The 26,266-nt window shown below is 51.0% G+C and carries 24 protein-coding genes; 21 read left to right on the top strand and 3 right to left on the bottom strand.

The window, feature by feature from the left end; genetic code table 11:
• Position 1 precedes the first annotated feature (1 nt).
• Positions 2–1,207, bottom strand: a complete 1,206-nt coding sequence (locus ACN06F_RS15495) for a CaiB/BaiF CoA transferase family protein (protein WP_433924236.1) — start codon at positions 1,205–1,207, stop codon at positions 2–4.
• A gap of 151 nt (positions 1,208–1,358) precedes the next feature.
• Between ACN06F_RS15495 and ACN06F_RS15490 the strand changes: the two genes are divergently transcribed.
• Complete coding sequence (locus tag ACN06F_RS15490; protein ID WP_433924235.1) at positions 1,359–2,261, top strand: LysR family transcriptional regulator; 903 nt, start codon at positions 1,359–1,361, stop codon at positions 2,259–2,261.
• Between the two features lie 18 nt (positions 2,262–2,279).
• On the opposite strand, the gene ACN06F_RS15485 is transcribed toward ACN06F_RS15490, so the two are convergent.
• Entirely contained in the window at positions 2,280–3,047 is a 768-nt protein-coding gene (locus ACN06F_RS15485; protein ID WP_433924234.1) for an SDR family NAD(P)-dependent oxidoreductase, read from the bottom strand.
• Positions 3,048–3,355: 308 nt separating this feature from the next.
• Between ACN06F_RS15485 and ACN06F_RS15480 the strand changes: the two genes are divergently transcribed.
• The 13 genes from ACN06F_RS15480 to ACN06F_RS15420 all read left to right on the top strand — a co-directional run bounded on the left by ACN06F_RS15480 (position 3,356) and on the right by ACN06F_RS15420 (position 14,442).
• Entirely contained in the window at positions 3,356–4,336 is a 981-nt protein-coding gene (locus tag ACN06F_RS15480) for a TRAP transporter substrate-binding protein (RefSeq protein WP_433924233.1), read from the top strand.
• A 108-nt stretch (positions 4,337–4,444) separates the two neighbouring features.
• On the top strand, positions 4,445–4,975 hold the full coding sequence (locus tag ACN06F_RS15475; protein ID WP_433924232.1) for a TRAP transporter small permease: 531 nt from the start codon (positions 4,445–4,447) through the stop codon (positions 4,973–4,975).
• Positions 4,972–6,267: a TRAP transporter large permease gene (locus ACN06F_RS15470; protein WP_038478464.1), complete on the top strand. Its 1,296-nt coding sequence runs from the start codon at positions 4,972–4,974 to the stop codon at positions 6,265–6,267. The genes ACN06F_RS15475 and ACN06F_RS15470 overlap by 4 nt, the downstream gene beginning before the upstream one ends.
• 300 nt (positions 6,268–6,567) lie before the next feature.
• A complete protein-coding gene (locus tag ACN06F_RS15465; RefSeq protein ID WP_095603728.1) occupies positions 6,568–6,867 on the top strand; it encodes a hypothetical protein in 300 nt (99 codons plus the stop codon).
• Between the two features lie 182 nt (positions 6,868–7,049).
• Positions 7,050–8,156, top strand: a complete 1,107-nt coding sequence (locus tag ACN06F_RS15460) for a heparan-alpha-glucosaminide N-acetyltransferase domain-containing protein (protein WP_433924231.1) — start codon at positions 7,050–7,052, stop codon at positions 8,154–8,156.
• Positions 8,157–8,212: 56 nt separating this feature from the next.
• Positions 8,213–9,277, top strand: a complete 1,065-nt coding sequence (locus ACN06F_RS15455; protein WP_433925126.1) for a serine hydrolase — start codon at positions 8,213–8,215, stop codon at positions 9,275–9,277.
• 82 nt (positions 9,278–9,359) lie between these two features.
• Positions 9,360–9,638, top strand: a complete 279-nt coding sequence (locus ACN06F_RS15450; protein WP_009722821.1) for a peptidylprolyl isomerase — start codon at positions 9,360–9,362, stop codon at positions 9,636–9,638.
• A gap of 58 nt (positions 9,639–9,696) precedes the next feature.
• Positions 9,697–10,632: an ABC transporter ATP-binding protein gene (locus tag ACN06F_RS15445; RefSeq protein WP_120386301.1), complete on the top strand. Its 936-nt coding sequence runs from the start codon at positions 9,697–9,699 to the stop codon at positions 10,630–10,632.
• Complete coding sequence (locus tag ACN06F_RS15440; RefSeq protein ID WP_009722819.1) at positions 10,629–11,390, top strand: ABC transporter permease; 762 nt, start codon at positions 10,629–10,631, stop codon at positions 11,388–11,390. Before ACN06F_RS15445 ends, ACN06F_RS15440 begins: the two co-directional genes overlap by 4 nt.
• A gap of 128 nt (positions 11,391–11,518) precedes the next feature.
• Positions 11,519–12,532: a nucleoid-associated protein YejK gene (gene yejK, locus ACN06F_RS15435; protein ID WP_038478446.1), complete on the top strand. Its 1,014-nt coding sequence runs from the start codon at positions 11,519–11,521 to the stop codon at positions 12,530–12,532.
• A 143-nt stretch (positions 12,533–12,675) separates the two neighbouring features.
• On the top strand, positions 12,676–13,131 hold the full coding sequence (locus tag ACN06F_RS15430) for a TerB family tellurite resistance protein (RefSeq protein ID WP_433924230.1): 456 nt from the start codon (positions 12,676–12,678) through the stop codon (positions 13,129–13,131).
• 49 nt (positions 13,132–13,180) lie between these two features.
• On the top strand, positions 13,181–13,774 hold the full coding sequence (locus ACN06F_RS15425; RefSeq protein WP_433924229.1) for an exopolysaccharide biosynthesis protein: 594 nt from the start codon (positions 13,181–13,183) through the stop codon (positions 13,772–13,774).
• A 65-nt stretch (positions 13,775–13,839) separates the two neighbouring features.
• Complete coding sequence (locus tag ACN06F_RS15420; protein ID WP_232482851.1) at positions 13,840–14,442, top strand: YqhA family protein; 603 nt, start codon at positions 13,840–13,842, stop codon at positions 14,440–14,442.
• A 392-nt stretch (positions 14,443–14,834) separates the two neighbouring features.
• Here ACN06F_RS15420 and ACN06F_RS15415 read toward each other — a convergent pair whose 3' ends face one another.
• Positions 14,835–15,164 carry a hypothetical protein gene (locus ACN06F_RS15415; RefSeq protein ID WP_433924228.1) on the bottom strand — a complete coding sequence of 110 codons (330 nt, stop codon included), beginning with the start codon at positions 15,162–15,164 and terminating at the stop codon, positions 14,835–14,837.
• Between the two features lie 383 nt (positions 15,165–15,547).
• On the opposite strand from ACN06F_RS15415, the gene fliD (ACN06F_RS15410) reads away from it, so the two are divergent.
• From fliD (ACN06F_RS15410) to ACN06F_RS15380, 7 genes are all read left to right on the top strand, one after another.
• On the top strand, positions 15,548–16,900 hold the full coding sequence (gene fliD / locus ACN06F_RS15410; RefSeq protein ID WP_433924227.1) for a flagellar filament capping protein FliD: 1,353 nt from the start codon (positions 15,548–15,550) through the stop codon (positions 16,898–16,900).
• 231 nt (positions 16,901–17,131) lie between these two features.
• Complete coding sequence (fliD, locus tag ACN06F_RS15405; protein WP_433924226.1) at positions 17,132–18,535, top strand: flagellar filament capping protein FliD; 1,404 nt, start codon at positions 17,132–17,134, stop codon at positions 18,533–18,535.
• A 249-nt stretch (positions 18,536–18,784) separates the two neighbouring features.
• On the top strand, positions 18,785–20,107 hold the full coding sequence (locus ACN06F_RS15400) for a FliC/FljB family flagellin (RefSeq protein WP_433924225.1): 1,323 nt from the start codon (positions 18,785–18,787) through the stop codon (positions 20,105–20,107).
• Positions 20,108–20,280: 173 nt separating this feature from the next.
• Positions 20,281–23,352 (top strand): glycosyltransferase, encoded by a 3,072-nt coding sequence (locus ACN06F_RS15395; protein WP_433924224.1) that lies wholly within the window; start codon positions 20,281–20,283, stop codon positions 23,350–23,352.
• A gap of 46 nt (positions 23,353–23,398) precedes the next feature.
• The gene (locus ACN06F_RS15390; RefSeq protein WP_433924223.1) at positions 23,399–24,406 is read left to right on the top strand and encodes an NAD-dependent epimerase; all 1,008 of its coding nucleotides are present in this window, start codon (positions 23,399–23,401) and stop codon (positions 24,404–24,406) included.
• 502 nt (positions 24,407–24,908) lie between these two features.
• Positions 24,909–25,175: a hypothetical protein gene (locus ACN06F_RS15385; RefSeq protein ID WP_433924222.1), complete on the top strand. Its 267-nt coding sequence runs from the start codon at positions 24,909–24,911 to the stop codon at positions 25,173–25,175.
• A 380-nt stretch (positions 25,176–25,555) separates the two neighbouring features.
• On the top strand, positions 25,556–26,155 hold the full coding sequence (locus tag ACN06F_RS15380; RefSeq protein ID WP_433924221.1) for a hypothetical protein: 600 nt from the start codon (positions 25,556–25,558) through the stop codon (positions 26,153–26,155).
• Positions 26,156–26,266 lie beyond the last annotated feature (111 nt).

The following is a 26,266-nucleotide window of genomic DNA, read 5'->3' as shown; positions in this document are numbered from 1 at the left end:
CTTAGATAATGCCCGCTTGACGCAGCTTGGCACGTGTTTCCTGGTCAATGCCCAGCTCATCCAACACGTCATCGGTATGCTGGCCAAGCGCCGGACCGCCATCGCCGAGTCGCCCTGGGGTAGCACTAAGTTTAGGCAGTACACCGGGTACTTTTAATGGTTTGCCATTGGGGCGGGTGAAGGTTTGAATCATTTCCCGCGCCAAGTAATGGGGGTCAAAGGCAATATCTTCGGCGGTGTACGGATAGCCTGCTGGCACGCGTGCCTCATCCAGCGCTTTAAGAATCGCCTCTCTTGGGTGCTCTTCAGACCACGCTTGAATCGCTGCGTCGATCATTTCAGCCTGCTGGCTGCGGCCATCGTTGTGGGCTAGCGCGGGGTCGTTGGCCAGATCATCACGGCCAATCACGCCCATCAAGCGTTTAAAAATGCTGTCGCCGTTACCGGCAATCAGTACGTAATCGCCGCCCAGGCAGCGGTAAGCGTTAGAAGGCGTAATGCCGGGGAGGGCGCTGCCGCTAGGTTCGCGCACTTGGCCGCTGGCATCGAATTCCGGTAGCAGGCTCTCCATCATGGCAAATACCGACTCATACAGCGCCACGTCGATCTCTTGCCCCAGCCCGCTGCGGTTGCGTTCTTGCAGTGCCAGCAAGGTGCCAATGACAGCGTAAAGCGCGGACAGCGAATCACCAATGCTCACGCCTACCCTGACGGAAGGCTCGCCCGGCTGACCGGTGAGATAACGCAGCCCGCCCATGGCTTCACCCACCACACCAAAGCCGGGCTTGTCGCGGTAAGGCCCCGTTTGTCCGTAGCCGGAAATATGCACCATGATTAATCGTGGGTTGAGTTTTGAGAGCGCTTGCCAGCCCAGCCCCCAGTTATCTAATGTGCCAGGGCGGAAGTTTTCCACCACTACATCAGCCTCGGTAGCGAGTTCGCGCACCAGCGCTTGACCCTCTTCACTGCGCAAGTCCAGCGCCACCGAGCGTTTGTTACGGCTCTGTACGTGCCACCAAAGAGAGGTGCCTTCCTCAAGCATTCGCCATTTGCGAAGGGGGTCACCGGTGCCGGGCGGCTCAATTTTAATCACATCGGCACCAAATTCACCCAGCAGCTTGGTCGCAAAAGGGCCTGCAATGAGCTGCCCAAGTTCAAGGACTTTCAGGCCTTCTAAAGGAAGCTGGCGCGCTTCGGGAGCATGCATTAAGGCTCTCCTGGTCGTGTCGTTAATATTGTTGCCTACCAGCATGCGTGAGCCGCTTAGGCGAGACAATTAGGCAATGGGTAACAAAGGTTTCGTGACTGGCGAAGGTATGCGCTAGCATAGTCAGGTTACTTTTCAGGAGTTTGCCGAGTTGCGCCGCTTTGATTTTTTTACGCTCAAGCTGTTTATCTCTGTTGCAGACGAAGGCCGCTTGACCGCGGCTGCCGAACGCGAACACTTAGCCCTTGCCGCCGTTAGCAAGCGAATGAGCGATCTTGAAAGCTTGGTCGGAGCAACGCTACTTTACCGTAAGCCCCGAGGTGTAGAGCTAACCCCAGCAGGGCATGCGTTTTTACATCATGCGCGGCGTATCCTCGACAATGTTGAACGCTTACAGGCAGAACTCAGTGAATATGGTGAAGGCGTGCGTGGGCATGTGCGTATTCATTCCAACACCTCGGCGATCATCGCATTTCTTCCCCAAGATCTCAGCGCGTTCTCTCGCCACTACCCAGAGATCAAAATCGATCTGCAAGAGCGGGTTAGTAATGAAATTATTGCCGCTGTACGGGATGGCTTAACCGATATTGGCATTTTTGCTGGGCATGTGGCTGCGCCAGACTTACAGATAATTCCGTATCGGCGTGATCGCTTAGTGCTAGTAACGCCTGATAAACACTCGTTAGCGGAGCGAAACAGTATTGCCTTCAATGAAGCGCTCGCTTTCGACTTCATCGGTTTGCAGCAAGATGCGTCACTGCAAGCGCTATTGCTTGAGCAGGCTAATCTATCGGGAAGAGCGCTGCGAATGCGAATTCAGGTACGTAGCTTTGATGCTATTTGCCGCATGATTCACCATGGCATGGGGGTCGGCGTGCTACCAGAACAAACGATCTATCGCGAGCTAGGTGATCTGCAGCTTAAAAGCATTCCGTTGAGCGACGCCTGGGCCCAGCGTGAACTTGTTATTGGCGTGCGCCGCTACGCGACGCTTCCTGTTACGGCAAGGCACATGGTGGACCTGCTGACCGCAGAAAAGCATTCAGCGTTATAAAGCTCATCAAATCGGCGCTTAATCCCGCAGTATCGTAGGGGCCGACCACTGCTGGCAAAGCGGCATCACTTCTAAGCGCGTGATATTGATATGCGGCGGAAGTGAGGCTACATGGAACGCTTGGTCGGCGATATCCTCAGGCTGAAGCGGTTTCGCTCCTGCGTAGTAGCTATCGGCTACCTGGTGGTCGCCTTTCATGCGAACCAGCGTAAATTCACTCGCTGTCATCCCCGGGGCGAGGTCGGTCACTCTAACGCCCTGGGGGCCAACGTCGCAGCGCAGGTTATAGCTAAACTGTTCTACAAAGGCTTTGGTGGCGCCATACACATGCCCACCTGGGTAAGGTGTATGAGCGGCGATAGAACCCAGGTTAATTACCGTTGAACCAGGGCCAGCGGCGATGAGTTTTGGCAATAGGTGACGCGTGACAGTCACTAACCCTTTTACGTTGGTATCAATCATGCGATGCCAGTCATCCAGCTCAGCGTTTTGTGCTGGCCCCTTACCCAGCGCTAGTCCTGCACTATTGATCAGTGTATGCACGTGCTGAAAGCGTTCTGGCAACGCCGCAACCACGTTAGCAACGTCTTGTGGGTTGCTGACATCCAGTTGAGCAATGTGCACAGGTACGCTGTTTTTCAGTGAGTTATAGAGCGCCTCTAAGCGAGTTTGACGCCGTCCTGTTAACACCAGTGACCAGCCCGCTTGGGCAAAACGGTGGGCACAAGCAAGGCCGATTCCAGAAGTGGCGCCGGTAATAAACACGACGGGGGCGACTTCGTGCATGATGAAAGCTCCTGGCGAAAATGGCGGTTGAAGCCGCGGCTAAAAACAGCAGACAAGCGCCATTGAGATAGCCTAAGGGTGCAGTGGGTATTCATCTTTGGTCGTATGCTGATAATAGGGTGCGTAGTTTAGCGCGCTATAGCGGCGTTTCTAGCCATCGTATTTGACGAAGTCAGCCTTCATAAACGTCGATTTGAGCCGCTTGGCTGCTTGTTTCAAGATCAATCAAACAGCAAAAATGCTGTGATAAGTATCACGCTTAATAACCATAACCACATCCAATAACGACAACCGTAGAGAGTCATCCTATGCGGACAACATTGCTTACCACGCTGGCCACCCTGGGTATGCTAACGGCGGCCCCCTTTGCCTTGGCAAACCCGATCGAAATTCAAGTTAACAACACCATGAGCGAAGGCGGCTCTGAAAGCGCAGCAGTCGAGCGCTTTGCCGAATACCTAGAAGAGCAGGCTCCAGGCCGTTTTGAGGTGCGTCCTTTTCTAGCAGGTTCACTCGGCGGTGAAAACGCGGTGCTGGAACTGCTCAACTTAGGTCAAACCCAGATTTCTATCACTGGCGGCAACTGGCGCCAGCAGTATGCGCCAGAGTATGACGCTATTACCGTGCCGTTTGTTTTTTCAACCTGGGACGAAGTCGACGCCTATATGGAAAGCCCTTCCGGCCAGGCATTGATTGAGCAGGCTGAAAACCAGGGCGGGCTTAAGTATTTCGGCACTCAACACCGTGGACCACGCCACATGACCGCCAACAAGGCGATCAATAGCCCTGAAGATTTAGACGGCTTCCGTTTACGCCTGCCATCGCTTCCCGTATGGCTTGAGGTGTGGGAGGAGATCGGCGCTCAGGTAGTTAACGTTCCCGCGCCGGAAATTTACTTGGCCATGCAAACAGGTCAAGTCGATGGCCATGAAAACTCGCTCTCCTCGCCCTATACCCGCCGCCTGTGGGAAGTGCAGGATCACATCATTATGACCAGTCACGTGCAGTTCCCTTGGAACTGGGTGGCCAGTTCACGCTGGTGGGATGGGCTAGAGGCGGAAGATCAAGCGTTGATCGAGGAAGCCATCCATGTCGCCAGGGAGCATGGTTCGGAGCGTGAGCGTGAGCTTGATGAGTACTACTTGACGGCGCTACAGGAAGAGGGCATGACGATTATCGAACCCGATATTGAAGCTTTCCGCGAAGCGGCGTTGCCTGCGATTGATCGTGTCATGGCCGATATGGCTGGTGGCGTGCGTGAAGATGCGTTAGGTAATGAAAGCCAGTAATTGCTTGTGCTAAATGAACAACGGCGGCCTATCAGGCCGTCGTTGTAGTTTTAAAAGATACCTATTTAAGCCTTATTAAGCCTCAGGAGCGTTCCCGTGGATTCAGCTATGCCGCCCAGAAACGGGCCGGATAGAATCGCTTTTTATGTGTTGCGTTACACCACCCGTCTTTGCGATGGGGTGGGGGTGACGTTAATGGCCGCGATATTACTGCTCATTGTGTCTGCAGTGGTAGCCCGTGACTTACTTGGGTTGGGGATGCCCTGGACAGAAGAAGTTGCGTCACTGCTGGCCATTTATGCCATTGGCTTTGGGTCTATCTCTGCGTGGATACGCAGCGAGCATTTAGTGGTTGACCTGTTCAGCCACAAACTTTCTAGCTCAGGTAAAAATATACAGTATCGCCTTACTTCGCTGATCTCTTGCGGCTTTTTTCTGCTCGCGGCATGGGGCGCGTGGATTATGTCGGATATGAGCGCCAACAATAAAACCGTTTCGTTAAGTATCAGTTTCAGCTACCTCTACTACGGTATCTTCTTTAGCTTCGCAAGCATGGCGGTCATCGCCCTTTGGAAAACGCTGCGCGGCCCAGTTTTCTGGCTTGAAGCACCCCGCGAAGAAGAGGTGACGGCACCATGACTGAATTACTAATTTTCGTTGGCGGCCTGTTGGTGCTAATGGCTATCGGGTTGCCTGTCGTGGTTGCTATCGGTGTTACTTCATTTATCGCTTTGGTATTCACCGGTACCGGAGGGTTGCCCGTTGAGTTACTGCCACTGCGGATGGTGCAAACGCTCAACAACTTTACGTTGTTGGCCATTCCGCTGTTTATTCTGGCTGCCAATATTATGAATATTGGCTCAACAACCACGCGTATTTTTGACTTCGCCACGGCATTAGTAGGCTTTACCAAAGGTGGTCTTGGTCACGCTAACGTAGTGGCCAGCTCTATTTTTGCCACCATGTCGGGTACTGCCGTGGCCGACGCGGCGGGTCTTGGCAGCATTGAAATTAAAGCCATGAAAGAGCGTGGCTATGATTTGGGTTACGCCACTGGAATTACCGCCGCCTCTAGCGTGATTGGGCCGATTCTGCCGCCCAGTATTGCGCTAGTAGTGTATGGCTGGCTGGCCAACGTGAGTATCGGCGGGCTGTTTATGGCGGGGCTACTGCCCGGCATTTTGATGGCATTATTGCTGATGGGAATGACGGTAATGCTCGGGGCAACAGGCAAAGTAGTGATGCCTAAGCCTACACCGTTTGATGCCTGCGAGGTCGTCCGAACCGGTAAACGCGCTATTCTGCCCTTGATGATGCCCGCCATTATTGTCGGTGGTATTTGGGGGGGCTTCTTTACGCCAACGGAAGCGGGCGCCATTGCCTCGCTCTATGCGGTTATTTTAGGCGGCCTGATCTACCGTGACTTAAGCCTGCGCGACTTGTTTAATGCTTTCCAACGTACCCTTATGTTCAGCGCCGTGATTCTGCTGATTATTGCGGTATCCAGTTTTTACGGCTGGATTTTGGTGCGCATGGGCATTCCACAAGCGTTGGCGGGACAGGTGGCCAGCATCGATATGCCGACGATTGCGTTGCTGCTCTGCTTTGCGCTGTTTTTCCTGCTTATCGGCTGTTTCATGTCGGTCATCGAGAGCATCCTGATCTTCACTCCCATTGTGGTGCCTGCTGCGCTAAGCGCGGGGTTAGACCCTGTCCATTTCGGCATTGTGATGGTCATTACGCTTTCAGTGGGAGTTATTACGCCACCCTTTGGCACGGTGCTGTTTCTAATGGTGGGCATTACGCGACTACGCTATGGGCAGGTTGTCAAAGCGGTGTTGCCGTTTTTGCTTCCTATTCTGGCCACGATTTTATTGTTGATCGCGATACCTGGCCTTGCCACGTGGCTGCCTCGGGTGATGGGGTATTAATCCCCCAAACCTCGTTTGTCATGATGCAACAGGGCTCATGTGTCAGCGGTAAACAATAAATCGCTAATTAAAGATCGGTGCGCCATTAGATTGGTATGCATTATTTTTGTACAAGTCTCTGTATTTAAAGTGTTTTTTATTTTATTGGCATGGCTTGGTATGGCGGCTGCAATGTATTGGGCAAGAACGAAGTGTTAGGAAGACATGACGTTCTTGCCACTAACCAAGGTTTTCAAATGATCGAATTTTTTGATTACCGAAAACCAAAGTGAAAGCGAAGCCATACCAGGAGGCATGACTATGAAAAAGGAAGCTCTCAAGAAACTTGGCATTTTAGGCGTATCGTTTGGTTTAATCGCTAGCCCGCTGGCCTTTGCTGGCATGGAAGGCAACGATGATTACGAGCCCGCTCCTCAGGAAGAAACGACCCAGGATGAGCAAGGCGCCTACAACTCTTTCGACTCTGATCAAGAGCAAGGCGCTACTAATGAAGGTGTAACTACTGAGTACGAAGAGGAAGAGCAAGAATTCACTTATGAAGAGGAAGAAGAAGAGCAAGACACATGGGAAACTGAAGAGGAAGATGATTCCGGCTGGTAACCCATGACTGCTAAAGGATTAACTTCTATTCCGGTTCACGGATGAACCATGAAATGCCTCGCCAGTTGCGGGGCATTTTTGCGTTAAAAGATGCCACATAGGGCGTGAGGATAGGGCGTAGGGAATGAATAGGCTATGGTTAGAGTTCTATTACTAACATCAGCCACAAGGACGTTGCCGACGTGTTGAACTGGAAGGAGGTTCCACAGCTTCCTAAAGCGCAAGGACGAATCGAAGCGATTGATCTCGCGCGTGGCATTGCCATTGGGCTGATGATTATCAGTCATGCCGTTAGCGGTTTAGTAGGCATGCGTCATGTGCCCGACTGGGGCATGGTGCCTATCCACTTTTTGACTAAGTTCTCGTCCTCACTATTTATTCTAGTGTTCGGCATAGCGCTGGCGGTGGCCTTCCTTGCTTACACGCAAAGTGACGATTGGCCTCGGCGGCGATTAAAGCTATGGGTAAGGGCCGTTGAGGTTTGGTTTTGGTATAAAGCGCTGATTATTATCGAAATGCTACCCTTTAGCTCGCCTAGCGATATTGTTGATACGCTGCTCTACGGGCGGTTTGCTATCTGGGTAGAGATTCTCGGCTTCTACGCCATTGCCTTGCTATGGGTGCCATTAATATTGCCGCTGTGGGCCCGAACGCCACTGTGGGGACGCTTGGCGACCATCGCAGGATTAACGGCGCTTTCAGCGTGGTTACAAGGCTTTTCCTTTGGGGGCTACGAGCTCTTAAAAGCGTTTCTGGTGGATCATGAAGAGCACTATGCCTGGGGACAGCTTAGCCGCGCCCCACTAATATTGTCTGGCTTATTGATCGGCGAAGCGCTGTTACGCTGCTATTTCGATGCCACCTTACGCCGCCGTTTAACTCTTTGGCTGGCAGGGTCGGGGGCGCTGATGGTCGGCGCTTTTTATGGCATAGCCATCGCCGGGGGCGATGTTCATGGTGCGATGATGGCGGTGGCTCGTAATGTGGGAAAACACCCGCCAGGGATAAACTTTATGCTGTTTAGCGTGGGTGGCGCGTTGGTGCTGCTTGGGCTTGCCTTAGCGGGTGGCGCCACCGCTGCGAAAGCACTGTTGCCGATCACTCTCGTCGGTAGTGATGCGCTCAAAGCCTTTATCTTCCATATCGTGATGATTTTTCTAGTACTACGTTTTTTATTGGAAGGCGAGGGGGCCTACAGCTATCCGCAGGCGCTTGGCATTGGTGGCTTATTAATACTCGGTGCCGCGCTGTGGATTTGGTTGACCCGCTGGATGGCGGCTCATCGCTAAGCGCGAGCAAACTAACGGGAGTTGACGATTTGCGACACTGGATACAGCGCGGGCTCATGGTAGTAGCGCTGTTAATAGCACTGCCTGTTCATGCAGATTGGTATTATGAAGTCGATAAACAGAGCCGCTGGCAGGGTGACTTAAATGCCCGCATGGCCGCCATCGAAGAGGTGTTTGGTGGGCAGCTGGGTGTGTATGTGCAGAATTTGGCCAGTGGTGAAGCCTATTCATGGAAAGCCGATGAGCCATGGTATTTGGCATCGCTGATAAAAGTACCGGTGGCTGCTCAGGTGTTGGCCGAACGCCAAGCTGGCAGGCTATCGCTTGATGAGCGGATTACCCTGGCGCGCAGTGACTATGTGGATGGCGCAGGCCCGGTAAACTGGCATGATCCAGGCACGCCTATTTCTATTGGTTATTTGTTGGAACAGATGATCACCGTTAGCGATAACACCGCCTCAGACATGCTGATTGATCGTGTAGGGCTTGAAGCAGTGAATGAACGGGCAAATGCCATGGTGGCCGCGAGCGGAGGAAGGCCCGGTCATATAGGGCCGATTAGCAAGCTCGTTGGCGTACGCCAAGGTGTGTATGGCCAGCTTCATCCAGATGCCCAAGACTTAGATGGTTTAGATTTTATGGCGCTGCGCAAGCATCCCGTTAGCCAGCGCCCAGTAGCGTTAGCCCGTGCCCTTAGCGTGCGCCAAGATGCCTTCGAGCAACCTAACTACGACCGCGCCTTTGATGCCTATGAAGCCACGGGTGAGAACGTAGGCACGCTGCGTGCCTTCGGGGATGTACTGGCTTCGCTTCACCATGGGGGCATGACGGACTTAAAGGCGGAACAACGCCAAATGCTGCTGGCGGTAATGAACCGCACTTCCTCCGGCGAACGCCGCTTGAAACAAGGGTTGGGCAGTGACATTCATTTTGCTCATAAAACCGGTACCCAGCACCGTCGTAGCTGCGATGCAGGTATTGCCTCGCGTATTTCTTCAGCGCAGGGGCCGTGGGTAATTGTCGCCTGTAGCCGAGGCCCGCTTCCGGTAAGCGCCCACGAACGCGCCTTGGCAAGTATTGGTGACGCGCTACGTTTTAGTGGTGCGTTAGCTGACCTTTAATCAAGCTAACGCTAGCGCCTAACGCCGTACCAGCATGATAAACTGATACGCCGCTTTGGGGCTTTTTAATAAGGAGTTTGTTATGGCACGTGCCAGCGCCCGTCATATTTTGGTAAGCAGTGAAGAGCAGTGCAACACACTGAAACAAGAGATCGAAAACGGTCGTGATTTCGCAGAAGTGGCCAAGCAGCACTCTAGCTGCCCTTCTGGCCGCCAAGGCGGTGACCTAGGTAGCTTTGGCCCCGGCCAAATGGTACCGGAATTCGACAAGGTCGTTTTCAGCGGTGACCTGAACAAAGTACACGGCCCGGTCAAAACCCAGTTTGGTTACCACCTGTTGGAAATCACTAGCCGCAGTTAATGGCGCCGAACATCCGTCAAGCACCGCGGCAATGCTGTCGCGGTGTGAGGAGCACGCCTTGAACGATCCCATTATTACTATTGAAGGCTTGAACAAAACCTACGAAGGTGGCTTTCAAGCCCTTAGCCGTGTGGATTTAACTATTCAGCGCGGCGAGATTTTTGCCCTGCTTGGCCCCAACGGGGCGGGCAAAACAACGTTAATCAGCGTGGTGTGCGGGCTGGTGAACCCAACCCAAGGCCACGTCGTCGTCGATGGCTATGATAGCGTTAGCCACTATCGTCAGGCCCGCGAACGTATTGGTCTTGTGCCTCAAGAACTGACCAACGAAGCCTTTGAAACGGTATGGAACACGGTCAGTTTTAGCCGTGGCTTGTTTGGCAAGTCGCCCAATCCAGCGCATATCGAGAAAGTGCTTAAGTCGCTGGCCTTGTGGGACAAACGCAACAATCGTTTGATGACCCTTTCCGGCGGTATGAAGCGCCGTGTATTGATCGCCAAAGCGCTCTCTCATGAACCACGCATTCTATTTCTAGATGAACCCACCGCTGGGGTAGACGTCGAGCTACGCCGTGATATGTGGGAAGTGGTGCGCGGGCTGCGGGATAATGGTGTCACGATCATTCTCACCACCCATTACATTGAAGAAGCCGAAGAAATGGCCGACCGCATTGGCGTTATTAATCGCGGTGAGATTGTATTGGTGGAAGAGAAAGCAGCGCTGATGAAAAAGCTTGGCAGCAAGCAGCTAACGCTGCAGCTGCACACGCCGCTCTCTGCTCTGCCTGCGTCCCTTGATCAAGACGAGCTGAGCCTGGCTGCAGATGGCTATGAATTGGTGTACACCTACGATGGCCGTCAGGAAGAGGAAGGCCGCGGTATTTCTGCGCTGCTCACCCAGTTGGAAAAGGCGGGCATTGGCTTTAAAGACCTGCACACCCGGCAAAGCTCGTTGGAAGATATTTTCGTCGATTTGGTAAAGGAGCGCCCATGAATCTCTACCCCGTTCGTGCCATTTATATGGCGGAAATGGCGCGCACCCGCCGCACGTTGCTGCAAAGCATTGTGTCGCCAGTGATTTCAACCTCGCTTTACTTTGTGGTGTTTGGCGCGGCGATTGGTTCACGCATCAGCGAGATTAACGGGGTCAGCTACGGTGCCTTTATTGTGCCTGGGCTGATTATGCTGATGCTACTTACCCAGAGTGTCTCTAATGCCTCGTTTGGGATTTTCTTCCCGAAGTTTTCCGGCAGCATTTATGAAATTCTCTCAGCGCCCATCTCTTATTTAGAAGTGGTGGTGGGCTATGTGGGCGCTGCTGCCTCGAAATCGATCATTCTGGGGCTGATTATCCTGGCAACGTCCAGCTTATTTGTGCCACTGGAAATTGCTCATCCGATTTGGATGCTCACCTTCCTAGTGCTGACCGCCGTCACCTTCAGCCTGCTGGGCTTTATTATCGGCATTTGGGCAGATGGTTTCGACAAGCTGCAGTTGGTGCCTTTGCTGGTGATTACCCCGCTGACGTTTTTGGGCGGCAGCTTCTATTCTATTGATATGCTGCCGCCGTTTTGGCAAACCGTTACGTTGGCCAATCCTGTGGTCTACTTGGTCAGTGGGTTCCGTTGGAGCTTCTACGGCATTAGCGATGTCAGTTTAGCGGCCAGCGTGGCGATGATCCTGCTCTTCCTGGCCGCTAGCCTTGCCACCATTGCCTGGATTTTCCGCACCGGTTATCGCTTAAAGCCCTAAACCTGCGGATTGCTTGTTGAGCGGTTCTTTGCCAACACCGCTCTTTTGATAACTTGTTTTTTAATCAATCGTTCTTAGATACATCGTTCTTAGCTAAACCGCTCTTAAATAAAAGGTAACTCCCGCTTATGCCGCTACTGCAAAGTATTGTGCACCGCCTTGATCCATCATTAGATGGTGAACGTTTGACCGTCACGGCGGCACCTGCGTCAACACCCGCGGCCCACGATGACCCTGTGATGGCAAGCTTGGTGAATTCGCTAAATGACACCTACAACACCAAAGCCAAAGGGTGGGGGCGATTTGCTGAGCAGGGCGAGCAGGCTGGTCCGTTGGTAGCCTGGCTGCGGGCATATATGGCAGAAGAGCAGGATTTCACCCAGCTTTCTATTGCTATTGCAGAACGCTTGGCGCAAACACTGCAAGAGCAGCTCTCCGTTAGCGGCTACTTAGTGTTCGCACATCTACGACAGGGCGATACCGAGACACTGTTTTTAGGCTTAGTTCATCAGCGGGAAGGTATTGGCATTAACGCAGAGCACCAAGCAGTGCCCGCCGCGCAGCTTAATACCAGCCAGCTCACCTTGGCAGCACGGGTAAACCTTACCCAGTGGCAGAGCGATTCTGAAAGCGCACAATATGTGTCGTTTTTAAAAGACCGCGGCGGCAAAAAGCTAGCCGATGGTTTGATAGCGCTGTTGGGAATGGAAGAGGGCATTGATGCTCCCGCCGAAACCCGCACGCTGCTGAAAGCTTTCAGTGATTACGTCGAAAAAGAGGACTACGACGACGAAGCCAGCCGAGAAAAAACCGACACCCTGGTCGACTACGCCAATGAGCAGCTGCGCCGTGGCGAGCCAATGACGTTAGAAGAGCTTTCGGGGCTGGTGGACGAAAAGCAGCCCAAAGCGTTTTACGACCATATCCGTAATGCTGACTACGGCCTTTCTCCAGAGATCCCGCCGGACAAGCGCACCATCAGTCAGTTCCGCCGTTTTACCGGACGTGCTGGGGGCGTATCGATCAGTTTTGACTCCCACCTGCTCGGGTCCAGCATTGAGTACGATGAAAACCAGGATCGCCTGATTATCAAGCAAGTGCCCAAGCAGCTAAAAGAGCAGTTGGCGAAGCGTAAGGAGTGATTAGTAAATCGTGATTGGTGAATAGCGATTGGTGAATAGCGATTGGTGAATAGTGAGTAGTAGAGGGTGGGCGCTTAGGCGTAAAGGGCACTAAGTGCCATATCGCCAGTCGAAGTGGCAGGTTTATTAACAGGAGAGAAACCGTGCTGGATGCCATTAGCAATTTCTTCCAACGCGCGCTGGCAGAACCTGAGCAGCGTGATAATCAAACCCTGACGCTAGAACTCGCAACGGCGGCGCTGCTCTGTGAAGTCATGCGTGCCGACTACGATAAAAGCGATGCTGAACGCGCCGCGCTCAAGCAGATGCTCATCAACCGCTACCACTTAAGCGAAAGCGACGTTAACGAGTTAATGACGTTGGCGGAAGCAGAAGTAGATGATGCCGTCGATCATTACCAGTTTGTCAGCCTGATAAAAGAGCACTACGGTTATGAGCAGCGCTGCGAGTTGGTAGCGTTAATGTGGCAGCTTGCTTGGGCAGACGGCAGTATCGACCCACTCGAAGAGCACCGTATCCGGCGGCTGGCAGATCTCCTGCACGTCAGCCATAGCGACTTTATTCGCAGCAAGCTAGAAAGTACGCCCCACTCTGAATAATGCCCCCAGGATAGACGCTAAACCATAGGAAGGGAGCGCTGACACGTCAATGAATGATAGGCAGGATGCATCGAACTTAACCGAACTGATTAACACCATGGAGCGAATGGAGCGTGAAAAAGCCAAGGTAAGCGTAGACGACGTGGTTCACGCGGTGGGCAGGCGTTCATTTGGGCCTCTATTGTTGGTCGCCGGGCTGATTACGCTCGCGCCAATCATCGGTGATATTCCCGGTATGCCAACGCTTATGGCGGCGTTGGTGTTGCTCACGTCCGTTCAGTTATTAATCGGCAGGGAAACTTTCTGGTTACCTAAATGGCTGGTAAAACGCTCGATTTCCCGAAACAAATTCGATAAAGCTATTCACTACATGAAAAAGCCCGCCACGTGGATTGATAGCTTACTAGGTGTGCGCCTAGCGTGGATGACTGGCTATATCGGGATACGCGTCACCGCCGTGATGTGCCTGCTTATCGCGCTAGCCATGCCGCCGATGGAGTTTATTCCGTTTAGCGCCAACGGTGCGGGCCTAGCGCTGACACTGTTCGGTTTAGGATTAGTGGCCAGAGACGGCATTATGCTCTCGCTGGGTTTTCTACTCACCGGGGTCACCTTTACGGTTGTGCTGATCAACGTGCTATAAGTTCGTGTACGATCATCCTAGCGCCGCCTAAGCTGGCGGCTTTTTAAAAGGAGCAAGCACTCACCATGTCTGATCCAGCACCGTCTGAGTCATCATCGAAATCACCATCGCCGCATTCAGCACTGCCGCCTGCGCCCAAAACGCCCCGTGAACAATCCCCCTGGGAGCGGCGGATTGAAACGGCGCTTTGGAATTCGCGCTTTCTGGTAATGCTGGCGGTAGTGCCAAGCCTGTTGGGCTCACTAATGCTGTTTATTGTCGGCACGCTGGATATTTTAACCGTGGTGGGTGACGTACTGCGCTACTACCTGATTGATAGCTCTCAGGATATCCACGACACCCTGGTGCCAGACATCATCATCGCCGTTGATGTGTATTTAATAGCGATTGTGCTGCTAATCTTCGGGCTAGGTATCTATCGGCTGTTTGTTTCCCGTATCGATCAGGCGGAAGTGCGTTATCCCAAGCACCCGTTTAACGTAGGCTCACTGGATCAACTCAAGGACAAAATTGCCCGCGTGGTGATTCTGGCGGTGATTATTGAGTTTTTCCGCGCCGTGGTGGATATCCGTTTCACAACGCCACTGGAAGCCATCTATCTCGCGCTTTCGGTGCTGGCGCTGGCCGCAGCGCTTTATTTTATGAGTCTAGGGCATAAGGATGAGTAGAGAAGCGTCGTTTCACTGTTCATATTCTCAATGGCCACACTAGTAGTAGCTGCTGGCACGGTTTAAGAGAGCGATTTAATGCCCACCAAGGGTAAATTACGCAAACATAACCAATCACTGCTAGTCTAGAGGTGTTATTTCAAGGTGTTGCTTTCTTTGGAGCAAGCCTTTAAACGCAAAAGCAAGGAGTGCCGTTATGCGTAACATTATCTACATTATTGGTCTAATCGTTGTTGTGCTGTTTATTCTATCGCTGCTTGGACTGCGCTAAGCACATCACGCCAATAGAAAAGCGCCCGCAGCTCTTTTTTCAAGGGGCTGCGGGCGCTTTGTATTTAAAACGTCGTATTTAGAGCGTCGTATTTAGAACGTGCAGAGCAAAGCAAACGCGATTACGCGCAGTCGGCAGCACCCTGACCAAACATATCAAACATTAGCTCCCGTCCCATAGACGTCAGTACGAAGCGGTCGTAATCATTAAATTTAGCGGCACCGCTCTCTTCAAGCACCCGTTGGCATGTTTTCCAACTAGGGCAATGCCCCTTCAAATGAGCCAGCTCGCGTCGGGCAAGGCCACGCTGCGGCAAGGTAATGGTTTCTAGCACATGGCCGTTATCGTAAAGCAGCTCGGCAACGGTAGAAAGGCAGTGGCGTAGGCTGCGCTGCACATGATAAGCGGCAGACGCTACGGTGGATGCGGGTTGTGACACCTCGGAAGGCATAAGTCGTTCTCCTGCAAACAGCCCCAAAATGGGCTTGTTGCAGTGCATTATAAAGCAATGCGAGTGTTAGACCAAGGTCTATAGTTCGTTAGTGTCAAAGCAACCGTCGACCTTTTCCTGACATATTCCTGTCATCTAGATAATTCACCATGTAAGTCACTAGAGAATACGCAGAAAAGTGTTAATCCCGATGGATGGCATTATGCTTTTTTGAGCTTTGTACAGGCGCCATCTTTTACAATTCATTACCTTTTCGTACGTAAAAAAAGCCAAATAGGCTCAAGTCTGGGCTTTAATGGTCGATAGTATTCAATAATAAATCACATTCTTACGTATGAGCAGCGCTAGCGTATTGGGCGTTTTTAAAAAAAGGGCAGTAACTTATGGCTTCCATTTCATCACTCGGAATTGGCTCAGGACTCGACCTCAACGGCTTGCTGGATCAACTGCAAGATGCTGAGCGAGGGAAGCTGAAGCCTATAGAGCGTCAACTGGAAACCCAGCAGACCAAGATTTCTGCTTATGGTCAGCTGCAAAGTGCGCTTTCCAAATTTCAAACTGCATCAGCTGAGTTAAACGACAGTGCGCTTTACGAAAGCCTTTCCACGAATGTGGGAGGCGATGCAATTACTGCCACGGCAGACGGCGAAGCGCAGCCCGGTAGTTATAACGTCACCGTTGATACACTCGCTACCCGTGGCACACTGGCTTCTAAAGGTGTTGATAAACTGGACGCGCCGCTAACGACCACTGAGCAAACGTTAACCTTCACATTCGGAGACGGGGCCAGTAAAGACGTCACCATCGGTGCGAATAGCAGCCTGGAAGATATTCGCGATGCGATTAATGCCAGTGAGGATTCAGGCGTTAACGCCACTATTGTGAACGACGGCACCAACTATCGGCTGGCGCTTAGTTCCAGCGAAACCGGTGCGGATGCCTCTATTACCGGCTTTAGCTTTTCCGATGCAGGCACAGCGCCTTTCTCCGCCGACACCGATAACACCCTACAAGCAGGCACCGATGCCGCGTTGACGGTGAATGGCATTGCTATTACCAGCCCTACCAATCAGGTTGAAGGGGCGATTCAAGGCGTGACGCTTAATCTTCAAGAAGAGGGCGATAGCACCGTGGCAGTCGAGCAGAATACACGCGCTGTTCGTGAAGCGATTACGGGCTTTGTCGATGCCTATAACGACCTCAAGGGCACCATCGGCGAGCTGACCAGTTTCAATGCGGAAACCGGCGTGGCAGGCGAGCTTAACGGCGATAATACGGTGCGCACTGTGGAGTCTCGCATGCGCAGCATATTAAGTGGCGGTATCGAAGGTGAGTTCTCAATGCTCAGCGATATCGGTATTTCGCTACAGCGCGACGGCACGCTTTCTATTGATGAAAGCGAACTGGATAACGCCATTGCCAATAACCAGGATGCGCTCTCGGCGTTTTTCGCCGGTGACGCCGACGATTCAGGTATGGCAGGCCAGTTAAACCAAGGCCTAGATCAGTTATTAGGCACTAACGGGGCTGTGAAAGGAGCTATTACCGGAGCGGAAAATCGTGTGGAGTCCCTTGTAGAGCGCTACACTCGTACAGAACAAACCATTGAGAAGACCATTTCCCGATACCGTACCCAGTTCGGCCAGTTAGATAGCATGATTGCCCAGATGAACCAAACCAGCAGCTATCTAACCCAGCAGTTTGATGCCCTTGACGCTCAACTTGGGCGTAAATAGTCGCTAACGTATTTTAGTGATTGTTGAATGTCTGCACTAACGCCTGCTTCCTGCAGGCGTTTTTATTAGAAAATCCTCATTTCTAGTAAAAAAGTATGAAAAGCGGCGAAGGCGTGAAAAGGCGCTAAAGTTGCACGCTTTTCTGCCGATAAACTTACATTAAATGAACGGGCGTGTGCATGCGCGCCTGGGTATTGTGGTTTAGCCTTTTGCACTGAGGAACACCCCCGCATGGCGACGATAACCTCTCTTGGCGTTGGTTCTGGCCTTGATCTCACTGGTTTGCTTGATCAGCTTCAAGCGGCTGAGCGGGGCAAACTCGCGCCAATTACGCTTCAAAAGAAACAGCAGCAGGCAAAAATTTCTGCTTTCGGTCAACTTCAAACCTCGCTGAACGCGTTTCAAGATGCGGTCGCCAAAATCAATGACCCCAAGCTCTACCAAAGCCTTTCCGCCAATGTGCGTGGCACTGGTGGTGGAGAAGCTATTAAAGCGACTGCTGCCGCTGATGCGCTGCCGGGCAGCTATCGGGTAGAAGTCAGCCAACTGGCCACCTCTGGCACGCTGGCTTCAAGCCGGGTAGATACCAAAGACCAAGCGCTCGACCTACAAGGGGCGACCGCGCTGCAGCTGACCTTTGGCGATGGTGAGACCGTCGATATCAACATCGTAGAAGGCAGTAGCCTTGCTGATATGCGTGATGCCATTAACGCTGATAAAGAAGCCGGTGTGAACGCCACGATTATCAATGATGGCACGGGCTACCGGCTGGCACTTAGCTCTAAAACCACTGGCGCAGACGCTTCTATTGAAAGCTTTAGTTTTGTTGATGCCGGTGGCGCCGAGGTGCCAGGCCCCTTTGCTGAAGATGCGACAACAAAGCGCCCAGGGGAGAATGCCGCGCTTACGGTTAATGGCATTGCGATTAGTAGTGCGGAAAATAGTATTGAAGGCGCTATTCAAGGCGTAACGCTCAACCTCACGGATCTCAACATTGCCGAGGGCGAAACGGCTTCCAGTACTATTAATATTGAGCGCGATACGCTAAAGCAGCGCGAAGCGATTAATGGCTTTGTAAAAGCGTTTAACGACCTAAAAGGCACCATTGGCAAACTCACCAGCTTTACCGGCGATAGCGAAACCGCTGGCGAGCTAGTGGGCGACAATACCGTGCGTACTATCGAATCCCGGCTGCGTAGCGTGCTAACCGGCGGAGTAGAAGGCGGTGAGTTATCGACCCTTAACCAACTAGGCATCACTCTGCAACGAGATGGCAAGCTCAAGGTCGATGACGATGTGCTAAACGATCTAGTCGCCAATAATCCTCAAGCCCTCAATGACTTTTTTGCTGGTGAAAAAGAGGGTGACGGTATGGCGGGTAAGTTAAACACCACCATCGAACAGATGCTGGGCAATAACGGCGTAGTCAAACTGGCGATTAGCGGCGCGGAAAACCGTGTTAAAAGCTTGGACGACCGTTTCGAGCGTATGGAAAAAACCATTGAAGGCACCATCTCCCGTTACCGCACCCAGTTCGGTCAGCTAGATGCGATGATTGCCCAGATGAACAGCATGAGCAGCTACCTCACCCAGCAGTTCGACGCCCTGGATAGTCAGTTAGGCCGTAAGAAATAATCCATAATGCTTCGCTATTAGTAGTGCGGTGTAACGAGCGAAGCGAGGCACCCGCAATGGGCGGCGCAAGCCGCCCTTTTGTTGCTCTAGTAAAAGTAAGCCTCTCACCCTGCAGTTACCAAACATTACATCTTTTTTTACTAACCACCCTAAAGATTCCTCTCGCCGTGCCGTTAATTCTAATAACGGCGCACAAAGTGGCCGATTAGCAGGCCTACCGGCCAGTGTTCATGCAAGGAGAATCACACCATGTCAGTGATCAATACCAACATTACTTCCATGATTGGCCAGTCCAACCTGTCCAAATCACAAAACGCCTTGACCACTTCTATGGAGCGTCTGAGCTCTGGTCTGCGTATCAATAGTGCCAAGGATGATGCGGCCGGCCAGGCTATTGCTAACCGCATGACTGCCCAGATCACTGGTCTGGCTCAAGCTCAGCGTAACGCTAACGACGGTATTTCCGTTGCTCAGACTGCTGAAGGCGCGCTAAACCAAGTTAACGATAACGTTCAGCGTATTCGTGAGCTGGCGGTCCAGTCCACTAATGGCACTAACAGCCAGAATGACCTTCAGTCTATTCAAGACGAAATTAACCAGCGTCTGGATGAAATCGACCGTATTTCTGAAGAGACCGACTTCAACGGCGTTAAAGTTCTAGACTCAGGCGTTCAGTCACTCAGCATACAGGTGGGTGCCAATGACGGAGAAACTATCTCTGTTAATTTGACCGCTATTAATCGCGACACTTTAGGACTTGATGGTTTCCAACTGCTTGACGGTATTCAGGAAAGTGCTGTTGCTGGCACAAACACAGCTACAGTTGAAGCCACTACCGGACTCTCTGCAGCTGATTTTGCTGCACCAGGAGCTGATGTTGGCTCGGGTTCCACTGGTGCTACTGGCTCATTTGGTGACTTCCTCGTAGATGCTAGCGGCGATTACTTTGTCGAATATGCTGGTGGCGAAGACACAGATGGTTCTGGTGGAGCATCCGGTGGTAATGGTACCTACGCTGTTACAGTAGGAGGAGATGGCAGCTTGACGCTCGGAGCGATAGCCTCTCCGGCGGGTGCTACGACCGTCGTTGAGGAGGCTACATTCGATCAAACCATTACGGGTGCAGATGCTGGTAATGTGTACGCATACACAGGCACCTACGGTAATGATCCGGATGATGCGCCCAGCTATGTAATCAAAGACGTTGATGCAGAAGGCAATGACGTCTATTTCAATGCCAATATTGCTGAAGATGGTGAAGTCACTCGTGGTCGTGAACTCTCTGTTGGAGATAAAGATGTTGATCCAATGGAACAGCTTGACGATGCGCTTAACACCATTGACAGCTTGCGCTCGGAGTTAGGTGCTGTTCAAAACCGCTTTGAAGATGCCATTACGAACTTGAATACTAACGAAACCAACCTGTCTTCTGCTCGTTCGCGCATTGAAGATGCTGACTACGCAACAGAAGTAGCCAACATGACGCGTGCACAGATTCTTCAGCAGGCCGGTACTTCTGTATTGGCACAGGCTAACCAGATTCCGCAGAACGTACTTTCTCTGCTGGGTTAATCTGAGACTTAGCTTCGATAGAGATTTTTCTCTATCACTAAGTAGCACAATGAACCGGCTCCCATTGGGGGCCGGTTTTTTTAAATACATCGCTTTCATTTACCAATTCTGGCGTTAGGCAAAAGCGTTATTAGGTAGACTGGCACAAACCATCTTTTTGACTGAGTAGCTCCATGTCCAGAAAAAAAACCGCACTTGACAGCTCAAAATGCAAACCCCGCTTGCTATGGGCCAATCCCTTCTGCCTGCTGGACACCTCAAGTGGGGCCAGTATGAGTGTGCGGCAAATGCTGTATCAGTTGGTAGCGCAGGGGTACGAAGTGCAGGTGCTAGGCGCGACGGTTTTTGATAATGCCAAAGGCATGGGGCAGTTAAAGGCGCAATTTCCTGATCTCAACGCACATTTGCACCAGCTGATTGAGGTGGAAGATGGACCATTAATCCATCAACTAGTGGTGACTCAATGGCCTGTTCGGCAGTTCGTAACGTCTCATGAGGAAGGTCTTTGGTACCATCATTACCAATACTACTTAGATGAATTTAAGCCTGATCTAGTGTGGTTTTACGGCGGGCAAACACTGGATTTATTGATTGCTGATGAAGCGCGCGCGCGAGGTATTCCTTCGGCTGCTTATTTGGTAAATGAGAACTATAAGGCAGCCCGCTGGTGCCGTGATACTGACCTGATTATTACCGATACACCTGCCACTTCTGAGATGTACCGGCAAGCGGTAGGGTTTGTGCCCCACCCGGTAGGTAAGTTTATTGATCCTGAGCAGTTTGTTGCCAAGCAGCATGCGCGTGAACGGCTTCTATTTGTGAACCCAAGTTGGCCCAAAGGGGCCAGCGTGTTTGTACAGCTGGCTGAAAAACTTGAACGCGAGCGGCCCGAGATTCCGCTTGAGGTTGTTGAGTCAAGGGCCGATTGGGGGGCTGTGCTGCGTGAAGCGACACGCAACTTAGGCGCCGAACGTAGTAGTCTTTCTAATGTTACTGTAACACCCAACACCAGTTATATGCGCGACCCTTATAGCCGTGCTCGCGTGCTTATTGCACCAAGCTTATGGTGGGAAAGCGGCGCCCGTGTGTTGGCGGAATCCATGCTTAACGGTATTCCAGCGATTGTCAGCGATAGTGGTGGAAACCGTGACATGGTGGGTGAAGGTGGCATGGTGGTTGATTTGCCTGAAGCCTGCTTTGAAAAGCCCTATCGGCACCTGCTGAGTGAAGATGAGCTACAGCCGCTGTTTGATACGGTTGTGGCTTTTTTTGATGACGAAGCGCTATATCAAAATTACGTCGACCGTGCGACACGATTCGGTGAGGAGCAGCACCACATTCGTGTTAGCACCGAGCGTTTAGTTAACGCATTTAGTCCTTTAATCAATCAGCGGGCGGGTAGCAAGGACTTTCTTAAAGCACAGCGACGGTATCATAAACACAAATTGGCAGGCAAAGCGGGTAAGCCGGAATTTAAGGCTATGCCGATTCCGTTACCCAAGCCTCTCCAAAACCCGGTAGCTTCTTCTAGCCCGCAGGGAACGCGCAGGCTGTCTCAAGGAAGTTTTGACTGGCAAATCAAAGGTAAAATTATTGCGCTAGATAACAGTGCTAAACTTCTTAAAATCGGTGAAGCAGAAAAATTGGCCGAAACAGGCGCGTTCGCCCTTGTTGCATTTGACCCCACTAGCGAAATCGTCAACCCAAAACAGTTTGAAGGTAGTGAAACTATTCAAGTTTTCCAGCATGCCTTACTCGGTGATGGCAAGCCAGGCACGCTTTTTACATGTTTAGATCCTAAGATGAGCAGCACCTTAGCACCGCTACCAGAATCACAGCTGCCCGAACACCGCCGCCGGGGCGCCCAGGTGCTCGCTAAACTTCCTATCAACACCATCGCTTTAGATAGCATTGAAGGACTAGAAAGCCTCGACTGGTTGGTGCTTGATGAACTCAGTGATGCTGCGACAATTTTAGAGCATGGAAAGCAAGCCCTAAAAAATACGTTACTTGTCCAAGTGCGTATTGCATTTCAACCCACCCACGAAAAGCAAACAAGTCTTGCTGAATTGCAATACTGGGCCAGCCGCAATGGTTTCCGCTTTTACCGTTTTAACGATGCAAGCTATCAAAGCCACTTTCCCAAAGACAGCAACGTGCATGATCAGCTCGCCAGTGAGCTACAAAGCTTAGAAGTACTTTTCTTACCAACTCAAGAGCGTCTATCTCAGCTAGATAATAATCATAAGCAAAAGCTAGTCTTTATCCTGCATACTGTTTTCGGTGCGCAGGACATGGCGTATCAGATAATGAGCCAAGTAAATGAAATTTTGGCAAAGAATTATCTAACATTTGTTGAGGGTGAACGCACTTTAGCTGAAACATCAGTTTCTGATCAGCTGACAATGGATGTTAACCAAAATGAGAATGGAATAAAAAGAAAATTCACGCCTGATGAATTAGTAGCTAAGTTCTTGCCTGAAAGTTCACTGAAACAGCCGGGTAGCATTCGCTGGCTTATCGAAAAGGAGAAGCAGTTTGGTGGGCTTCAGCGCGGCGTAGTGCGAAATCAAACGTCAAAATTAGATCCTCGAAAACCGCATCAATTTAGTGCTGGTTTTGTTCAGAAAGGCGATGAGTTTCTTCCCACCCATATTGGCGGAGATAGAATGTCAATGAACTATCATGGATACTCCGTCGCCTATTCTAGCTATTTACTTCCTTTAATCAAGAGAAAGTCTGGACAGAAACTCACAATCATAGAAGTGGGTATTCTACGTGGTACTGGTCTAGCCATTTGGTGTGATCTATTCCCAGAAGCCCGCGTTATAGGATTGGATCTAGATCCTAATATTTTTGCAGAGTATCGCCCAGTACTAGAGGAGCTAGGAGCATTCAAAAAGAACGAGCCAGAAGTGTATAGCTTTGACCAATTTGCAGATAACCGACAGAAAGTACGTGAAATTCTTAAAGGAGATAAGATCGATGTATTTATCGACGATGGAGCACACACCTACGATGCTATTATGAAAACGTTGGACGCTGTAAAGCCTATGCTGGCTGATGAGTTCGTGTATTTTATTGAAGATTTTAAGGGTATTGAGAAGCCAGTTAAGGAAGTGTTGAAAAATATAGAAATAACTTATGCCGATGAAATGACAGTTGTTTTTCCTGAAAATAAAGAATATCCGTTGAATTTGCCTGCTAAACAGGAATTCTTGAAAAAGATATTAGAATTTAAATAAAAGAAAGTTTTGTATTAATGGGATATCACCGAAAATGTCAGTCAGTATGAGCATTTTAATAACCGGCACCGCTGGCTTCATTGGCGCTGCCGTCGCGCAGCGCTTACTCGAATGTGGCGAGCAGGTCATTGGGTTGGATAACCACAACACGTACTACGACCCAGCGCTTAAAGAAGCCCGGACAGCGCAGCTAACAGCGCATGTCAATTACCAGCATCTACGTGTTGATGTGGCAGATCGAACCGCAATGGCTGAGGTGTTCGAACGCTATAAACCCCAGCGTGTCATTCACTTAGCTGCGCAGGCGGGGGTGCGCTATTCCTTAGAAAACCCTGCTGCTTATATCGATAGTAACTTGGTGGGGTTCGCCAATGTGTTGGAAGGTTGCCGTCAGCAGCAAGTGGAACACTTGGTGTATGCCAGCAGTTCTAGCGTATATGGCGCTAATGAAGTGATGCCGTTCTCGACACATCATAACGTCGATCACCCGTTAAGCCTTTATGCCGCTACCAAAAAAGCCAATGAGTCGATGGCGCACACCTACAGCCATCTTTATGCCCTTCCCACCACAGGCTTACGCTTTTTTACCGTGTATGGCCCTTGGGGGCGGCCTGATATGGCGCTTTTCAAATTCACTCAGGCGATCTTGGCAGGAGAGACAATTCCTGTTTACCACTATGGCCAGCACCGACGCGATTTCACTTACATCGATGATATTGTTGAAGGCGTAATACGGGTGTTGGATCAACCCGCTAAACCTAACCCAGCGTGGTCAGGCCATACCCCAGACTCTGCTTCCAGTCGTGCCCCGTGGCGGTTGTATAACATTGGCAATCACCAGCCTGTCTTGCTGCTGGATTATATTGCCGCCCTGGAAAAAGCGCTGGGTATCTCGGCAAAAAAAGAATTGTTACCTATGCAGCCTGGTGATGTGCCGGATACTTATGCGGATGTTGATGACTTGATAGAACAGTTTGGCTACCAGCCCAGCACTAGTATTGAAGAAGGCATTGGAAAATTTGTGCGCTGGTATCGTGATTTTTATGGGGTGTAGTAAATCTTATTGGAGAGAGCGCTGGCATAGGCAAATGGCCGTTAAACTAAAGTGGATAACATAATGTTTAAGTGTGATCAGGAGCTGCTTAGTCTTAATTGTTAGCAACTCTTGGCAGTTGAGCTTGCTGGTGAAGTTGCGGAGATCTACACTGACCGAACGTAACAGCCTAATTTTAAATGAAGTGCATTGAACAGTCAGTGGCTTACACGGTGCTGGTGTTATCAGTAAACGATGCTAGGGGAAGTTCGAGGCGCTGTGCTATCTTAATTTGCATAAGTTTTTGCCACAAAATTAAGGTGTTGCGCGAGCATGTTTATGTAAGCCAGACGGTATTTGCTGCTGTGCTGAACACCAGTCTATCAACCGTTTAGAAGTAGGAGTCGGAGGATAAAAAAGGCTAAGTGGCCCGTCTTTAAAGCTACTGAATTTGATTGAGAAAAAAGGCTTGAAAGTGGTTATTTAACTGACCTTTCCTCCGAAGTTAACCCTGTAAAAATTTATGACTAATGAAGAACAACAACACGTTATCGATGAGCTGCAAACCGTCATAGCGGACACTCAAGCCACTTTACAACGCTTTGAAGACACCGGCATGGATAAAGAGATGCCGGAGGATTATGAAAAGCTGCTGGATATTATAGATGGTGCGGTGAAACAGCAGCGTGAGCATACTAAGGCGATGTTGGGGTGGCTGACACCCGCCACTTGCAGAGGTGACGCCCCAGATTCGTCATTCCCGCATGCCCTTAGCGGGAATCCATGGTGAGGCAGGCTGCTGGGTAGTATCGGGCAAAGGTCAAAATGGATTCCCGATAACCCCACTCGGGAATGACGGTGCGGTGGTTTACTCGGGCATAACGGTGCGGTGCACTCGGGAATGATGGTGTGGTGGTTTACTCGGGCATAACGGTGCGGTGCACTCGGGAATGATGGTGTGGTGGTTTACTCGGGCATGACAGTGTGGTGCATACGCAAGTGATGTTGGGGTAGCTTGAAAGGCGCTATAGACCAAGGGTGGCTTGTGATGACGCGCTTTTCTACCATAATCACTTAGCAGGCTCATTTTGGGCCGTGCTAGCAACAGCAGGGTGTTTTATAGACTGAGGCTTGGAGGCGCTGCGGGTGCCGCAGGGATGAGAAACTAGTATGGATACGTATACGCTCACGCTAGTGGTGGCGATTAGTACGATATGGGTTAGCCTGACTTGTGGCTTTGTTGCTATTTATTTAATTCTTAGCGGCGAGTTTAGAGGCGCTTCCCAGTCTGCTGATCGGCCCAGAAAGTTTTCGATGGGCGCTAAAACGCAAGCGGAAGATATTCCCACGCTGGCGAATGAGGAAGGTGCTTCTTGGGGCGTGCAGGTGCTGTTTGAAACTCCATCCCCTGGGCTAAATGAGCGCTTAAGCGTAGCGCTGGCATCTGCGGGTGCGGTGTATGAGCCTAGTGCAAAAGCTTTCACGGTGATGGGGGAGTCTTCACGTAACCCTATTGTGATTGAAAACGCCTTTCCTCCTGGGCAACTTCCTTCGTTTACCGATGATAATAGCCAGTACTTAATTAAGGGTGTCACTATTAAGGTGAATGAGAGTGGTCGCTCTCTTTCGCCCAGCAAGCTCCAGCTTGCGCGGTTGGTTTCTCTTGCGAAATTATTGGCCCGTTTAGGCGGCAAGGTGGTTGACGCCAATCAGCAGCCAATCACCAAGGCAGGGTTTAAAGCCGTTATTTCTGGTAAGGCCAAGGTTTAGCCATCTGAGGCATCATTTCTGCTCGCCTTCTCATTTTCCGTTCACTTTGCAATCGGGAGATTACCTAAGTTATTACTTGGGTTTAAGTTCTTAGATTTAAGTTCTTAGATG

The sequence above is a fragment of the Vreelandella sp. 21 genome, assembly GCF_050995515.1.
GTDB classification, from domain to species: domain Bacteria; phylum Pseudomonadota; class Gammaproteobacteria; order Pseudomonadales; family Halomonadaceae; genus Vreelandella; species Vreelandella alkaliphila.
The sequence above is the reverse complement of the archived record's forward strand: the minus strand, read 5'-3'. Positions and strand labels throughout refer to the sequence as shown.

Excerpts from the sequence above, each read along its gene's own strand:
- ACN06F_RS15495 (WP_433924236.1), bottom strand. The coding sequence starts at position 1,207 with ATGCATGCTCCCGAAGCGCGCCAGCTTCCTTTAGAAGGCCTGAAAGTC.
- ACN06F_RS15485 (WP_433924234.1), bottom strand. The coding sequence starts at position 3,047 with ATGCACGAAGTCGCCCCCGTCGTGTTTATTACCGGCGCCACTTCTGGA.
- ACN06F_RS15480 (WP_433924233.1), top strand. The coding sequence starts at position 3,356 with ATGCGGACAACATTGCTTACCACGCTGGCCACCCTGGGTATGCTAACG.
- ACN06F_RS15475 (WP_433924232.1), top strand. The coding sequence starts at position 4,445 with ATGCCGCCCAGAAACGGGCCGGATAGAATCGCTTTTTATGTGTTGCGT.
- ACN06F_RS15470 (WP_038478464.1), top strand. The coding sequence starts at position 4,972 with ATGACTGAATTACTAATTTTCGTTGGCGGCCTGTTGGTGCTAATGGCT.
- ACN06F_RS15465 (WP_095603728.1), top strand. The coding sequence starts at position 6,568 with ATGAAAAAGGAAGCTCTCAAGAAACTTGGCATTTTAGGCGTATCGTTT.
- ACN06F_RS15455 (WP_433925126.1), top strand. The coding sequence starts at position 8,213 with ATGGTAGTAGCGCTGTTAATAGCACTGCCTGTTCATGCAGATTGGTAT.
- ACN06F_RS15450 (WP_009722821.1), top strand. The coding sequence starts at position 9,360 with ATGGCACGTGCCAGCGCCCGTCATATTTTGGTAAGCAGTGAAGAGCAG.
- ACN06F_RS15440 (WP_009722819.1), top strand. The coding sequence starts at position 10,629 with ATGAATCTCTACCCCGTTCGTGCCATTTATATGGCGGAAATGGCGCGC.
- yejK (WP_038478446.1), top strand. The coding sequence starts at position 11,519 with ATGCCGCTACTGCAAAGTATTGTGCACCGCCTTGATCCATCATTAGAT.
- ACN06F_RS15425 (WP_433924229.1), top strand. The coding sequence starts at position 13,181 with ATGAATGATAGGCAGGATGCATCGAACTTAACCGAACTGATTAACACC.
- ACN06F_RS15420 (WP_232482851.1), top strand. The coding sequence starts at position 13,840 with ATGTCTGATCCAGCACCGTCTGAGTCATCATCGAAATCACCATCGCCG.
- ACN06F_RS15415 (WP_433924228.1), bottom strand. The coding sequence starts at position 15,164 with ATGCCTTCCGAGGTGTCACAACCCGCATCCACCGTAGCGTCTGCCGCT.
- fliD (WP_433924227.1), top strand. The coding sequence starts at position 15,548 with ATGGCTTCCATTTCATCACTCGGAATTGGCTCAGGACTCGACCTCAAC.
- fliD (WP_433924226.1), top strand. The coding sequence starts at position 17,132 with ATGGCGACGATAACCTCTCTTGGCGTTGGTTCTGGCCTTGATCTCACT.
- ACN06F_RS15400 (WP_433924225.1), top strand. The coding sequence starts at position 18,785 with ATGTCAGTGATCAATACCAACATTACTTCCATGATTGGCCAGTCCAAC.
- ACN06F_RS15395 (WP_433924224.1), top strand. The coding sequence starts at position 20,281 with ATGTCCAGAAAAAAAACCGCACTTGACAGCTCAAAATGCAAACCCCGC.
- ACN06F_RS15390 (WP_433924223.1), top strand. The coding sequence starts at position 23,399 with ATGAGCATTTTAATAACCGGCACCGCTGGCTTCATTGGCGCTGCCGTC.
- ACN06F_RS15385 (WP_433924222.1), top strand. The coding sequence starts at position 24,909 with ATGACTAATGAAGAACAACAACACGTTATCGATGAGCTGCAAACCGTC.
- ACN06F_RS15380 (WP_433924221.1), top strand. The coding sequence starts at position 25,556 with ATGGATACGTATACGCTCACGCTAGTGGTGGCGATTAGTACGATATGG.